We start from the raw sequence: 13,554 nt of genomic DNA, 5'->3' as shown, positions 1-13,554 counted from the left end.
GTCCGCGCGGCGTTTACCCTGTTTACCGGATTTACAAAGGAATCCCCGTAAACGGGGTAAAAGGAGTAAACAGCTTAAACCGCGTAAACCCCGCCCACCCCGTAAACATACGCATACAAAGCACCCTGCTTACATACCTTAAAACGAAAGGCGCAAAGGAGAAACCATGGCATCCGAACTGATGACCTCGATCTACCAGAGCCTCGACCGCGAGGCGCTGCTCGCGGAGCTGGAGCCCCGGCGCAGCGGCCAGGCCTACGCGCTCAAGTGCCCCCAATGCGGGCGGCGCGAGGCGTACCTGTACCACGACGGCACGCAGATCGTCTGCAACCGCCTCAACAAGTGCGGCTACCGCCAGAGCCTGTGGGACTACGTCTCCCGCCGCGACGGCACGGACGCGCAGGGCACGCTGAAGACCCTCGCGCGCTTTGCGGGCGTCGCGCTGCCCGAGCACGCCGGGCGGCGGCAGGAGCGCGCGATCAGCCGCCAACAGGCGCTGGACGTGGCGGTGCGGGCGATGCAGGTCTGCCTCTTTTCCCCGGAGGGGGAGGGGACGCTTGCCTACCTGCGCGCGCGCGGCTGGACGGACGAGGCCATCCGCGCCGCGGGCTTCGGCCACTACCCCGCGCAGGGGCAGCTTCGCGCGTACCTCGCGGACTTCATCGAGGCGGCCGACACGCAGGACTTCTCGCTCTTTTCCCCGCGCGGGCTGGGCGACACGCACACCCTCGCCATCCCGTACCGCGACGCCTACGGCCACGCGCAGGGCGTGATCGTGCGGTGCGTGGAGCCCCTTTCGCAGGAGGGGCGCAAGTACCTGTTCAACCGGGGCGTAAAGCGCGGCGAGCACTTCTTTCACATCGACGCGCTGCGCCGGGGCGCCACCGCCGCCGTGGTCGTGGAGGGCTACATCGACGCGCTGATGGCCTCCGCCTGCGGCATCGAAAACGTGGTGGCGACGGGCGGCAGCCGCGTCACCGAGCCGCAGCTTCGGGAAGCCCTGCGCATGGGCGTGCGCTCCTTCGTGCTCGCGCTGGACAACGCGGACATGGACAAGGCGGGCCGCGAGGGCGCGCTCGCCGCGATCCGGCTCATCCAGGCGGCCGGGGGACGGGCCTACGTCGCGCGGCTGCCGGAGGGGTATAAAGACCCGGACGAGCTCATGCGGACGGGCGAGGCGGGCGTCAGGGCCTTTCAGGAGGCCATCGCGAGCCCGCAGAGCGCCGCGCAATGGGCGGCGGAGCAGCTCCTGCGCAAATACGGCCTTTCGGAGGGCAGGCTGCTCACCAAGCCCGAGCGCGACGAAATGCTGGACGAGGCCATGGCCTTCGCCTCCGCGTTCACCGATCCCATCAGCCCGATGGACTACCTTTCGCCCATCGCCGGGGCGCTGGGCATCCCGCAGGCGCTGCTGAGCCTGGAGTACGAGGCGCACCAGGAGCGCGCCGCAGGGCGCGAGCGCGAGGCGGCCTACCGCGCGCTTTCGCAGCGCATCTCGCAGTACGTGTCCGAGGGGCGCGCCGCGGACGTGGAGGCGATGGTCAAGCAGTCGCTGTCGGGCATCGCGGGCGCTGCGGCGCGGACGCTCAGGCCGTATACGCTGGGCGACTTAAAGCAGGACATTCAGGACACGCCGGACGGCCTGCCGACGGGGTTTGCCGCGCTGGACGCGCTGGTGACGATCCCGGACGGGGCGATCACGCTGATCGCCGCGCGCCCCTCGCACGGCAAGACGACGCTGCTGACAAACGTGTTCCTGAACCAGCTTCGCCAGAACCCGGAGGACAGCTTCGCCTTCTTCTCCTACGAGGAGACGCGCGCGGCGCTGGCGCTCAACATGATCAACATCCTCGCGGGGGAGACGCTCAGCCGCACGAAGAACAAGTACGCGATCAAGCAGTACTTCGCGCGCGGCGGGGACGCGCAGGACATGCGCCGCCCGAAGCTGGACGCCGCGTGGGATAGGTTCGGGGAGATGGTGGACGCGGGGCGGCTGCTGCTCTTCGAGGAGAGTCTGGACGCGGGCGCGCTGGCGGACCTGATCGTCTCCATGAAGAAGCGCAACCCGCGGCTGCGGGCGGTGTTCATCGACTACATGCAGAAGATCAAGTGGGCGGGCGCGCAGGCGCCCAGCCGCCAGGTGGAGCTGCAGCGCATCTCCGGGCGGCTGCTGGAAGCGGCCAAGGAGGCGAACATCCCGGTGATTCTGGCCGCGCAGCTCGGCCGCCCGAGCAAGACCACGAGCGCGCGCGAGGACACGCGCCGGGGCGTGCGGCTGGACAACCTGCGCGAATCCGGCGACATCGAGCAGGACGCCAACGTGGTGCTGGGCCTGTTCAACGAGGCGGTGGACCAGAGCGAGGAGGACGGCGCGGCCCTCTCCGGCGCGCAGGAGCGCGAGCAGAAGCTCACGGTGACGATCCTCAAGAACCGCAACGGCGTCGCGGGCGCGACGGTGCCGCTGACCTTCCTGCCGCAGACGCTGACCATCCGCAGCAGCGCGAGGGACAAGCTATGAAGGATTACTTGCAGGCGTATTTGCAAGCCGCGCTCGAGGAGGAGCGCATCGAGGACGAGCGCTTTCGCGAGGCGGTGGAGCGCCGCGCGCGGGAGATCGCGCAGAAGCTGGAGCGCCCCTACCTGGAGGCCATGCGGCTGCAGGCGCTTTCAAAGGACTACCGCGCGGAGCTGACGCGGCGCATCGCCGCGGGGGAGGGGGCCGAGGCGCTGCTGCCCCTGGCGCTTGAGACGATCTCCGCGCTGTGCGGGGACGAGGCCTTCGCCGCGCACAACCTCGCCCGGCTGCGGGGCGCAGGCGCTTCGGAGGCTTCGGGGGCTTCGGGCGATCCGCCCGGCGCGCCGGACAGCGAGGAGGCCCTACGGGCCTGCGAGCGGCGCGAGCTGTCGCAGCGCGCAGACGCGCTGCGGGCGTTCATCGCAGACGAGAGCGTGCCGGGCGGCGAGCGCGAGCAGGCGCGCAGGCGGCTTGAAGAGGTGCGGGAACGCCTGCGGCTGATCGGAGAAGGGGGAGGGGAGTCTGAGGGATGAAATCCCTCAGGCAGGTCTGGGCGGCAGCCCAGCGTACCCCCTACGCAGTCGTGAAATGGAATTTTTGAGAGCGTTCTGCGCGCCCGCAGGCGCGCAGCAGCGTCCTTCGCAGATTTGAGATGTTTATGAGAACGCGTATGAAGCGATAAAAGGGGCTTCGCTCACCGTGCCCTTGCGCCCGAAAGGCGCAAGGTACAGGGCGGCCCCCCAACCAAGCACCCAATCCACCGACAAAAGCACCGTATACAGCGGGGGATGCATGAAGGGGTTCCCCCTTCATGTGCAATCGTACCGACCGGCTCCGCCCGCTGCGCCCTGCCCCCTTCGGGCGCAGGGTACGGCGCCGCGGGGCGCTTCGCGCTGCCGAAGCGCCTAGACGCCGGGCGTCCCTGTCGGCCGGGGCGTTTAACCTCGTGCAAAATGGCACCATTTTGCACGACCGTCTAAAGGAGTTTAGATTTATGAACCGAATCATCGCACTGGTAAACCAGAAGGGCGGCGTGGGCAAGACCACGTCCACCATCAACCTGGGCGCGGCGCTCGCCAGGGCGGGCCGGCGCGTCCTGCTCATCGACGTGGACCCGCAGTCCAACCTGACCACGTCGCTGGGCATCGACATGGCGGAGCGGCCCTCGCTGTACCGGGTGCTGCGGGGCGACGTGCCCGCGGGGGACGCGCTCGTCCGGCGGGAGGCGTACAGCGTGCTGCCCGCCTCCATCGACCTGTCGGGCGCGGAGATCGAGTTCTCCACCGCCGCGGGGCGCGAGTTCCTGCTCTCGGAGGCCATCGAGCCCGTGCGCGCGGATTTTGACTACGTGCTGCTCGACTGCGCGCCCTCGCTGGGGCTGCTCACGCTGGGCGCGCTCACGCTCGCGGGCGAGGTGTTCATCCCGCTGCAGAGCGAGTACCTCGCGCTGCAGGGCATGAGCAAGCTGCTGCAGACCGTGGACGTCGTGCGCCGCCGCCTCAACCCGCGCCTTGAGATCACCGGCATCATCGCCACGCTCTACGACCAGCGCAAGCGGCTCAACCGCGAGGTCATCGACAACATCACCGCCTACTTCGGGGACAGGCTGTTTCAAACCCGCATCCGCGACAACATCTCGCTCGCGGAGGCCCCGAGCTACGGCATGGACATCTTTGAATACCGCCCGGACTCCTACGGCGCAAAGGACTACGAGGCCCTTGCCGCGGAGGTCATCGGTCAGGAGGTGACGGCAAGTGAAAACCCCGCCTAAATCGCGCCTGGGCACCGACCCGTTCAGCTGGATCCGCGACACCCGCGAGGACGCGGAGGAGGAGGGCGGCGCGGCGGCCGTGAGGGAGCTGTCCGTGAGGGAGCGGCCCGAACGGGAGCGGCCCGCGCGCGGCGCAGAGGCCCCGGCGCAGGCGTCCGGCGAGGCCGGCGCGCAGGAGGCGGCCACTACGACGCGCGCCCCAAAGACAAGCGCCCCGGCGACGTCCGCGAAAGGCCGGTCCCCCGCGGACGGGACGCAGAGCGCAGCGCCCGCGCAAAGGCGCAAAAAGGCCCCTTCCGCCGCGCGGACGGCCGCGGAGGGGGAAACGCCCGCTAAAGCGCAGAGGCCCTCAAAGGCCCCTTTGCGGGCCGCACAGGAAGCTCCTGCCGCGCAGGCAGCGCCTGTCGTACAGGAGGCTCCTGCCGCGCGAGTCGCACAAGTCGCGTCTGCCGCGCAGGCCGCGCAGGCCGCACCTGCCGCTTGGGAGACGGTCACACCTGCCGCGCAAGTTGCGCAGGCCGCCCCGTCCGTTCACGCCGCACAGGCAGCACAGGCCGCGCAGGCCGTTCACGCCGCACAGGCCGCACCTGCCGCTTGGGAGACGGTCGCACCTGCCGCACACGCTGTATCTGTCGCACAGGCCGCCCCGCCCGCTCACGCCGCGTCTACCGCACAAGTCACGCCTGCCGCGCCTGCCGCGCAGGTCGCACAGGCCGCGCCTGCCGCGCTGTCGGAGGACGCGCTGCGCGCCCTGATCGCCCAACAGCTCGAGGGCATCGCGCCCCGGCGCGGCAGGCCGCGCACGAACTTCCGCGAGGTGACGAAGTCCTCGCAGGAGGGGCTGCCGGAGAACTGGACGCGCGCGACGTTCATCGTGCGCGAGGCGCTGCTCGAGGACCTCAAGGACTACGCCTACACGCGCCGCGTCACCATCCGCGACGTGCTCGACGAGGCGCTCGCCGCCTATCTCGAGGGCAAGGAGCTGCTTCGCCGCCCCCGGTAGCGCGCGCCCGGGCGTCCCGGACGACCCGTTTACCTGGAATACAGGAAATACGCGGAATACAGAATATACAGGGATTACCCGATTTACATTGTAAACATTTAAAGGAGCACGCATGAACAAGGACATCAGAAAGCTGCTGTCGCAGAAGGCCGTCACGGGCGAGCAGGTGGGCCAGGCGCTGATCCGCGACATGGTACACCTGTGTTTCGACGCCTACGCGGCGCCGGACGAGCCGCCGGAGCCCCTGCTCACGGAGGAGGAGAAGCACCGGCTGGTCGCGATGCTGGCCGACCCGCAGGACGTGCGCGTGTACGGGCAGTACCGCTCGGTGCAGGCGTACCTGTCGAGCTATCAGCTCGTGTTTTCCTCGGTGAGCGAGTCGGTGGAGAGCGCGTTTGCGCGCATCTACTCCTCGCTGGTGACGGTGCGCGACGCGGAGCAGATCTACGCGGAATTCGTGGAGGAGGGGGTCAGCCCGGAGCTTTCCGCGATGAAGAGCCTGCGGGAAATGGGCTTTTCGGGGGTGTTCGGCCAGCTCTACGAGGGCATGCGCAACACGATGGACCAGTTCTACCAGTCGCTGCGCATGTGCGTGGCGCACGAGCGGGGGCTGGAGATCGTGGCGGCGCGCATCCAGGTGCCGGAGCTGCTGCTCTACGAGCAGATGACGCGCCCGCCCTACGGGCGGCTGAATCTGCTGCTGAGCGCCAAGTCGATGCTCAAGGACACGCTGCGGCGGGTGGGCCGCCCCGAGGAGGACGCGAAGCTGCTGGACATCCTGCTGCCGGACACCACGCAGGAGGAGCTGGAGCCGGACAGGGCGAACCTTCAAAAGGCGGTGAAGCTGCTGCAGGAGGATTTGACGGCGGTGGAGGAACCGATGGCCCTGATGATGCTGATCTGCGGAAACGGACGTGATCGCCGATGAAAGAGACGAACAAGGCCGCGCCCTCGCTGGAGCAGCTCTTCGAGAGCCGCAGCCCCTTTCCGGTTCGGCCGCAGTACTACCGCATGCCGGACCCGGAGCAGGAGTTCGTGAAGGTGGCGCTGCACGGGGAGAAGATGAAGTTCGGGCACAAGCCCGAGGCCGCGGAGCAGATCGACGTGTTCGACCTGCTGGACGCGGGCGCGGGCAAGGACATGCAGCTGCGCGAGGAGGACAAGGAGCGCGCGCGAGAGCACAACCTGACGGTGATCGGGCTGGACTTCTCGCTGTCCCAGTCCAAGGCGCTGTACGCGGTGCAGACGCTGCTCTCGCGCACGGACTACAAGGGCAACATGCCCCAGCGCTACGTCAAGGACCCCAACAACGTGTTCGCCTACACCGGCACGCTGCCGGTGCTCAAGTTCACCATCGCGGAATACCTGGACGCCTACGGGGTGACGAAGTACCTGACGCGCCGGGGCAAGATGGAGTACTCCTCCGGCGAGCGGGAGGAAGCGCTGCGCGCGCTGCGCGACCTGGAAAAGCCGGTCATCATGGTGTACGACCGCTTCAAGGGGCGCGACAAGGCCGGCGCGCCGCTGTACGACGCGATCCGCACCGTGCGGCCGCTGCTGTCGATCGTGGAGGGCTTCCGCGACGTGACGGAAAGCGAACTGGAGGGCATCAAGGCCGGCGCCGGGGTCACGGAGAAGCTCTCGCACATCGTCATCGAGCCCTCGGTGGTGCTGGTGGACCAGATCGGGAAGTACTTCGTGCTCAAGCCCGCGAACCTGTACCAGGAGCTGCGCCTCAAGTACGGGAAGACGGACAAGAAGCTGGCGCTGTTCATCGAGTACCTGCTGACCAAGGGCGCGGAGCGCGCGCGCTACAAGGAGCAGCTCTCCTTCCGCCTGACGTTCGAGACGATCGCCTACGGCCTGCGCATGGACGCGCTGATCAAGTCGCGCCAGCAAAAGCGCATCGTCCAGCAGCTCACGGACTTCTTCCAGAAGGCCTACGACCTGGGCTACATCGCGGCCTACCGCTTCGAGGAGGCCTCGCCCGCGCTGCGCACGATCGCGGACTTCTCGCTCGCGCCCGGCAAGGTGTACTACCCCAAGGGCCTGCGCGAGGGCGGGGAGGCCGCCGAGTGAGGCAGCGGCCTGCCTGAAACCGTTGCCAGGTCTGCCTGAATTTGGTGCAGGGTCTGCCTGAATCCATTGCAAAGTCTATCCGCAACCGTTGCAGGCAGACCGTCCCCGGGCCTTGTCCCGCAAGGGTTTGTGACGGGTACACAAATCGCTAAAGTCTTATAAAATCTCTTAGATTTTTATACGGTGGACGGCCCCGCCCTGTCGGCGGGCCGTCCTTTTTTCGGGGTGCGTGCCGCGGCCGCGCGAAAAAACGCGGCTTTTTCCGCGCAAAGGGTTGACGGACGCCGAGGTCTGCCCAAATCCGTTGCAACGAAAGACCAAAAGTCTGTTTTGACCTGTCAACCGCCCGCGGAACGTCTGCCCAAATCCGTTGCGGCATTGCGAAATCGGGGTCTGCCCAAATTTGTTGCAACAAAAAGCGGCGCGTCTGCCCAAATCCGTTGCAGCTTTGCGAAAAGGTCTGCCCAAATCCGTTGCAAACCCGCCGGGTTTTGGCAAAGACGGCGCTTTTTGGTTCGTTGCCCCGCGCGGGGGTCTGCCCAAATCCGTTGCAGCTTTGCGAAAGGGTCTGCCTGAAACCGTTGCAAATTTGCAAACGGCCTGCGGCGCGTCTACCCAAATCCGTTGCAGCTTTGCGAAAACGGGGTCTGCCCAAATCCGTTGCAATTTTGCGAAAGCCCCAAAATAGACCCACGGTCGTGTGGGCCGGTGGGCCGGTGGGCAGTGCCCACACCCACATCCGAACGAGGGGTACCGCGTGGGGCCTTAGCGTACGAGGCCGGTGGGCGTGTGGTCGTGTGGGCCGGTGGGCGGTGCCCACACCCACTTCCGAACATAGGGTACCGCGTGCAGCCTTAGCGTCCGTGGCCGGGGGATACACAAAAGCCGGAGAGGATTGCCCTCTCCGGCCTAAAAAATCAACGATGTGTCGTCATGTAAGAAGGAAGAACGTTCCTGCAATCCTGTCGGCGGTTCTTTATTTCGCAGCGAGCTTCGCGTCTACGAGCTGTTCGTAGGTATCCACCAGGCCGGAGAAGTAATCGAGGGCCAGCTGATACGTCTCTTCCTTGAGGGGATCGACGCCGGCAACGCTCAGCAGGTCGACGGGCGACATGGAGCCGCCCAGCTTCAGGAAGGACAGGTAATCGTCCACCGCGCCTTCCTCCCCGTTCATAATGCGCTGGGCGATCGAGGCGGCGTAGGCGACCGAGGTGGCGTACTGATATACATAGTAATTCAGGTAGAAGTGGGGGATGGTCGACCATTGATAACGCGCGTCCGGGAAGGCCTTGACAGCGTCGCCGCGGTAGAGCAGGTACAGTTCCGCCCACCGGTCGCTCAAAGTTTCGGCGTCCAGCGATCCGCCGGCCTCCACGGTCCTGTACATCTCGTCCTCAAACTCCGCGTACAGCGTCTGCATGAAGAAGGAGCCGCCGAACGTGAAGAGCACTTTTTCCAGGTAGAACAATCGCTCGTCCTGCGTGGCGGCGTGCTCCATCTTATAGGTATAGTAGAGCAGCTCGTTGGTGGTGGAGGCGACCTCGTGGGTGAATGTCGTCGCATTTTCATTGACGGCGTTCTGCGCCTCGGCGCTGAGGTAGCTGTAGACGGAGTGTCCCATTTCGTGCGCGAGCGTGCTCACGTCCGAGGGAATGCCCGCGTAGTTGAAGAGCATGTACGGGAGAAATTCGTCGCCGCCGGATATGGAAAACGCGCCCGTCGTCTTCGTGTCCGTGGGGTATACGTCCAGATGCCCGCTCTGGATGATTTCATCGTAAATCGCGATGTAGTCCTCGCCCAGGATAGAGAGCGCCTCGCGCACCTGCTCCACGGCGTCGTCATAGGGGGTATCGTTGCCGTTATAACCGGAGACAGAGGCGGCGGTGTCAAAGGGATATTGCACGTCGAGCCCCAGGCCGCGCTTGTGGACGTTCAGGTAGCGCTGATAGTCCGGCGCGCCCCGGTGCGCCGCCTCGACGAGCATGTCGTAGACGGCCGGGTCCACGTCCGACTTGGCGAGCGCAGCCTCGCGCGAGCTGTCGTAGTGATTGATCTGCGCGGCCGCCCAGTTTTCCCCGACGCACATCTCCAGCAGGGCGGCGAACGTGTTGACGTAGGGAACCAGCTTGGTCAGGTATACCTGGTTGCACAGGCTCTTGAAGTCGCGGTCGTACGCGTCGCTGTAGATGATCTGGTTGTACAGCACATCCGTCAGCTCGGCTTCCTCGCCGTCGGGCATCGTGATGAGGGGATCGGGGATTTCGACGCTGTACAAAATGTCGTACACGCCGCTTGATTTGCCCATGGCGGGGGCCAGGATGGCCAGCACCGTGTTCGTCTCCTCGCTCAGGGGCTCGCGGTCCGGGTTCACGATGTCGCGCAGGAAATAGGCCAGCTCCGCCAGCAGCGGATCGGCCAGGATTTCCTCGCGCGTCTCAAGCGGCAGCGCGAAAATCTCCGGGTTTACAAAGGAATTCAGCCGGTTTTCCGTGCTGAAGAGGAGGTTGATCTTCGCCATCAGGTTTGTGGACACGGGATCGGCTGGGTTGAGGCTGGTGCCGAGATAGGCGTAAAGGTACAGCTTGTTTTCCAGCCGCGTCAGCTCGCCAAGATGAGAGAACTGATAGAAATCGCAGATCCCCTGCGCGGTGTTCAACGTGCCGCGGAACGTCTCGATCTGCGGGAGCATCTCCTCCATCACCCGGTCGTAATCGGCTTGCCATTCGTCCACGGAGGCGTAGATCTCCGTCAGATCCCATTGCGTGGGGTATTTGCCTTCCGCCGCCGCGCCCAGGCAGCAGGTGAGGGAGAGTGCCAGCGCCAGCAGCACGGCGAGTAAGCGCGTCCATCTTTCTTTCATGGTTTTTTTCCTTTCTGCATTTCGATGTCTTGGCCGGGGCTTTAATAAACCGGCCGCCAGAAAAGGACGGCCGGTTCAATCGTCACAGGGTTCGGAACAGGGAAGCCCGGGTTAGGGCGCGGGCGTGGCCGCCGCGCCGTCGGCAAAGCCGTAGCCGTCGTCGCCGGGATCGTCGGGCAGCTCGTCGAGCACCTCAGGGGTGGGCTCCGGCGTGGGCTTGGCCGCTTCCTCGGCGGCCTTGCGCGCCGCTTCCTCGGCAGCCTTGCGCGCTGCTTCCTCCTCGGCGGCCTTGCGCGCCGCTTCTTCCTCAGCAGCCTTGCGCGCTGCTTCCTCCTCGGCGGCCTTGCGCGCCGCTTCCTCTTCGGCGGCCTTGCGCGCCGCTTCCTCTTCGGCGGCCTTGCGCGCCGCTTCTTCCTCGGCGGCCTTGCGCGCCGCCGCTTCCTCGGCGGCCTTGCGCGCGGTGATGGGCTCGCGGCCGGATTCCGGCACGTTGAGCGCCACCAGCATCACGGCGTAGGGGTCGTCGCTCTCGAGCTGGGCGTCGCGGTAGGGGTGCGGGGACTTCATGCGGCCGCGCTGCACCTCGACGTGCGTGTAAGCGCCGCCCGCGCCCTTGTCGCCCTCGCACCCGAGCAGGGCGCCGGCCTCGATCTTGTCCCCGACCTTGACCTTGACCTTGCGCACGTGCAGGTACATGACCGCCACGTCGTAATCGGCGTTGTAGACGGTGACGGTGCCGTCCTTGTCCTTGCCGGACTTGAGCACCTCGCCGCCGAGCAGGGCGTAGACGTTGCAGCCGGCCTTGTTGCGGAAGTCGATGCCCTCGTGGATGCCGGAAAAGCCGAGCTTGCCGTCGGCGGAGCGCACCTTTTCGCAGTACTGGCCGTAGTAGAGGGCGGTTTCCCCGACGTCCGCGCCGTAGAGCGCCCTGCGCATGGCGTCGGTCACGTCCAGCACGGCGGGGGAGAGGGCGAGCGCGCCCGCGCCGTCGTCCACGAAGTATTCGGCGGGCACGTCCGCGCTGAAGGGCTGGAGCAGGTATTCGCCATGGTTGACCGCATAGACGTTGTCGTAATAGGCGACCTTCTTGTCGCGCAGCACGCGGTTCTTGTACACGAAGGAACGGTACTCTTCGGTGGGCTGAACCTCCGAAAGAGCGGCCGCGGGCAAGAGCAGCGCGGCGGCGAGCAGGCCGCAGGCGATGCGGCGGAGCGTCCTATTCATAGGCAGAAACCTCCTGTTTGTTTCCAAGTTTCTACCTATTATTATACCAGACTGCCCGGCGCTTGCAAGGGGTTTGTTTCTTTCCTGCGATGTTTTGTGTGGTTTTTGCGCTGTTTGGGGGTTTGTCTTGCGATAAAAAGGTTTTGATGCTATGATAAAAAAAGCCGCGTGAGACGAAAAAAAGCCCCTTAAAAGCGGGGAGGGGATTCCCAAGGGCAAAGCCCTTGGGCGGGGTGTGGGGCGGCGCCCCGCCGTACCCATAGCGCAAAAGACACAGGGGGTTTCTGCAAGCGCGGCCCCCGCGTCGATGGGCCGCCCCCTCAAAAGCGCTTTTGTCCCGCGCAAAAATTCGACCACATGTAGGAGGTAATTCCATGGGCATTATCGAAAAGATGAGACTGGACGGCAAAAAGGCGTTCGTCACCGGTGGCGCGCGCGGCATCGGCAAGAGCATCGCCACCGCGCTGTGCGAGGCGGGCGCGGACGTCGCCCTCGTGGACGTGGACATCGACGAGGCGCAGCGCACGGCGGCGGCCCTCGCGGAGGCGACCGGCCGCAAGACCCTTGCCGTGAAGACCGACGTGACCGACCCCGGCCAGGTGGACGCGATGATCGAGGCCGTGCTCGCCGCCTTCGGCCGGATCGACGCGGCCTTCTGCAACGCGGGCATTTGCATGAACATCCCCGCCGAGGAGATGACCCTCGACCAGTGGAAGAAGGTCATCGACATCAACCTCACCGGCGTCTTCCTCACCGCGCAGGCCGCGGGCAGGGTCATGCTGCGCCAGGGCGGCGGCTCCATCGTGAACACCGCCTCCATGTCTGGCCACATCGTCAACGTCCCGCAGCCCCAGTGCTCGTATAACGCGTCCAAGGCGGGCGTCATCCAGCTCACCAAGTCCCTCGCCGTCGAGTGGGCCATGAAGGGCGTGCGCGTCAACTGCATCAGCCCCGGCTACATCGGCACGGAGCTCACGCTCAACTCCCCGTCCTTAAAGCCCCTCATCGAGCAGTGGAACCACATGGCCCCGCTCTCCCGCATGGGCCGCCCGGACGAGCTGCAGGCCATCGCCGTCTACCTCGCGGGCGATACCAGCGCCTTCACCACCGGTTCCGACTTCGTGATCGACGGCGCGTTCACCTGCATCTGACGCGGCCCCCTAAATTCCCTTTAACAGGATCGTGAACATGCTGAAAAGATTGCTTCGTTTTCTCCCCGCCCTGCTTTGGATGGGCGTCATCTTCTGGTTTTCCGCGCAGGACGGCGACGCCTCCGGCGCGCAGAGCGAGTTCGTCGTCCACCTGCTCGAGCAGGCCGGGCTCTCCGGCCCGAACGTGGAGCTGTTCGTGCGCAAGGCCGCGCACATGACGGAATACGCCGTGCTGTGCGCGCTGCTCCATTACGCGCTCGCCCCCTCGCTCTGCGGCCGGCGGCTCTTCCTTTGCTGCCTCCTGCTGAGCGCGGCCTACGCCTCGACCGACGAGTTTCACCAGATGTTCGTCGGCGGGCGCGGCCCCTCGCCCGTGGACGTCGCCATCGACACCGTGGGCGCCGCCCTCGGCGGCGCGCTCTTCGCGGGCGTCCGCCGCCTCAGACGCCGGAAAACCTGAACGCAAATCGCCGCGCGGCAAAGTCCGCGCGGCGATTCTCGTGGGGGCCAATCTGCCCCTTGCCTTTTCGCCGCCGCCGTGCTACAATAGGTTTACATTCTTAAACATGTAAACGCGATAGGAAGGGAGGGATACGGATGAGCAAGAGGACGATGCGCATCCTGACGGAGTGCATTCCCGTTTTTACCATGCTGCAGGATGAAAACAGGCAGGAGATTTTGATTCTTCTGTCCGACAACGCGGAGATGACGGTTTCGGAGATCACGTCCTGCATCGCGCTTTCCCGCCCCGCGGTTTCGCATCATCTGCGGCTGCTGCTGAACGTGGGGCTGGTCCAGGTCAGGAAGAACGGGAAGGAAAGGATCTACAGCCTGTGCCTCGACAGCGCGGTGAGGCAGCTGAGGGAGCTGCTCGCCTCGCTGGAAGACGACGCGCTTTGCGCGCCCGGCAGAGGGCTGGCGGCGGAAAATCAAAACATCACGGAGGGATAG

General features: G+C 65.7%; 11 protein-coding genes. 9 read left to right on the top strand and 2 right to left on the bottom strand.

Translation table 11 applies throughout. The annotated features are described in order from the left end of the window. Positions 1-166: 166 nt before the first annotated feature. The 6 genes from C1725_RS00320 to C1725_RS00295 all read left to right on the top strand — a co-directional run bounded on the left by C1725_RS00320 (position 167) and on the right by C1725_RS00295 (position 7,368). Positions 167-2,518 (top strand): DnaB-like helicase C-terminal domain-containing protein, encoded by a 2,352-nt coding sequence (locus C1725_RS00320; protein WP_102409690.1) that lies wholly within the window; start codon positions 167-169, stop codon positions 2,516-2,518. Further along, entirely contained in the window at positions 2,515-3,048 is a 534-nt protein-coding gene (locus tag C1725_RS00315) for a hypothetical protein (RefSeq protein ID WP_102409689.1), read from the top strand. The genes C1725_RS00320 and C1725_RS00315 overlap by 4 nt, the downstream gene beginning before the upstream one ends. 461 nt (positions 3,049-3,509) lie before the next feature. Then, positions 3,510-4,286 (top strand): AAA family ATPase, encoded by a 777-nt coding sequence (locus C1725_RS00310; RefSeq protein ID WP_102409688.1) that lies wholly within the window; start codon positions 3,510-3,512, stop codon positions 4,284-4,286. Continuing rightward, entirely contained in the window at positions 4,270-5,289 is a 1,020-nt protein-coding gene (locus C1725_RS00305) for a hypothetical protein (protein WP_102409687.1), read from the top strand. Before C1725_RS00310 ends, C1725_RS00305 begins: the two co-directional genes overlap by 17 nt. Positions 5,290-5,401: 112 nt before the next feature. Beyond that, positions 5,402-6,217 (top strand): hypothetical protein, encoded by an 816-nt coding sequence (locus C1725_RS00300; RefSeq protein ID WP_102409686.1) that lies wholly within the window; start codon positions 5,402-5,404, stop codon positions 6,215-6,217. Then, the gene (locus C1725_RS00295) at positions 6,214-7,368 is read left to right on the top strand and encodes a hypothetical protein (protein WP_102409685.1); all 1,155 of its coding nucleotides are present in this window, start codon (positions 6,214-6,216) and stop codon (positions 7,366-7,368) included. The genes C1725_RS00300 and C1725_RS00295 overlap by 4 nt, the downstream gene beginning before the upstream one ends. A 976-nt stretch (positions 7,369-8,344) precedes the next feature. Here the strand turns inward: C1725_RS00295 and C1725_RS00290 are convergent. Both C1725_RS00290 and C1725_RS00285 read right to left on the bottom strand, forming a co-directional pair. Then, the gene (locus tag C1725_RS00290; RefSeq protein WP_102409684.1) at positions 8,345-10,228 is read right to left on the bottom strand and encodes a M3 family metallopeptidase; all 1,884 of its coding nucleotides are present in this window, start codon (positions 10,226-10,228) and stop codon (positions 8,345-8,347) included. Positions 10,229-10,339: 111 nt separating this feature from the next. Then, positions 10,340-11,452, bottom strand: coding sequence for a M23 family metallopeptidase (locus C1725_RS00285; RefSeq protein WP_346026181.1), 1,113 nt, complete (start codon positions 11,450-11,452; stop codon positions 10,340-10,342). Positions 11,453-11,826: 374 nt separating this feature from the next. On the opposite strand from C1725_RS00285, the gene C1725_RS00280 reads away from it, so the two are divergent. The 3 genes from C1725_RS00280 (at position 11,827) to C1725_RS00270 (ending at position 13,554) form a co-directional block, all read left to right on the top strand. After that, positions 11,827-12,603 (top strand): SDR family oxidoreductase, encoded by a 777-nt coding sequence (locus C1725_RS00280; RefSeq protein WP_102409682.1) that lies wholly within the window; start codon positions 11,827-11,829, stop codon positions 12,601-12,603. Positions 12,604-12,640: 37 nt separating this feature from the next. Next, complete coding sequence (locus C1725_RS00275; RefSeq protein ID WP_102409681.1) at positions 12,641-13,063, top strand: VanZ family protein; 423 nt, start codon at positions 12,641-12,643, stop codon at positions 13,061-13,063. A 137-nt stretch (positions 13,064-13,200) separates the two neighbouring features. Next, positions 13,201-13,554: a metalloregulator ArsR/SmtB family transcription factor gene (locus tag C1725_RS00270; RefSeq protein WP_102409680.1), complete on the top strand. Its 354-nt coding sequence runs from the start codon at positions 13,201-13,203 to the stop codon at positions 13,552-13,554.

It is taken from the genome of Beduinella massiliensis, assembly GCF_900199405.1.
Classification (GTDB): Bacteria; Bacillota; Clostridia; order Christensenellales; family Aristaeellaceae; genus Beduinella; species Beduinella massiliensis.
Note: the sequence above shows the minus strand (reverse complement) of the source record. Positions and strands in the feature narration are given on the sequence as shown.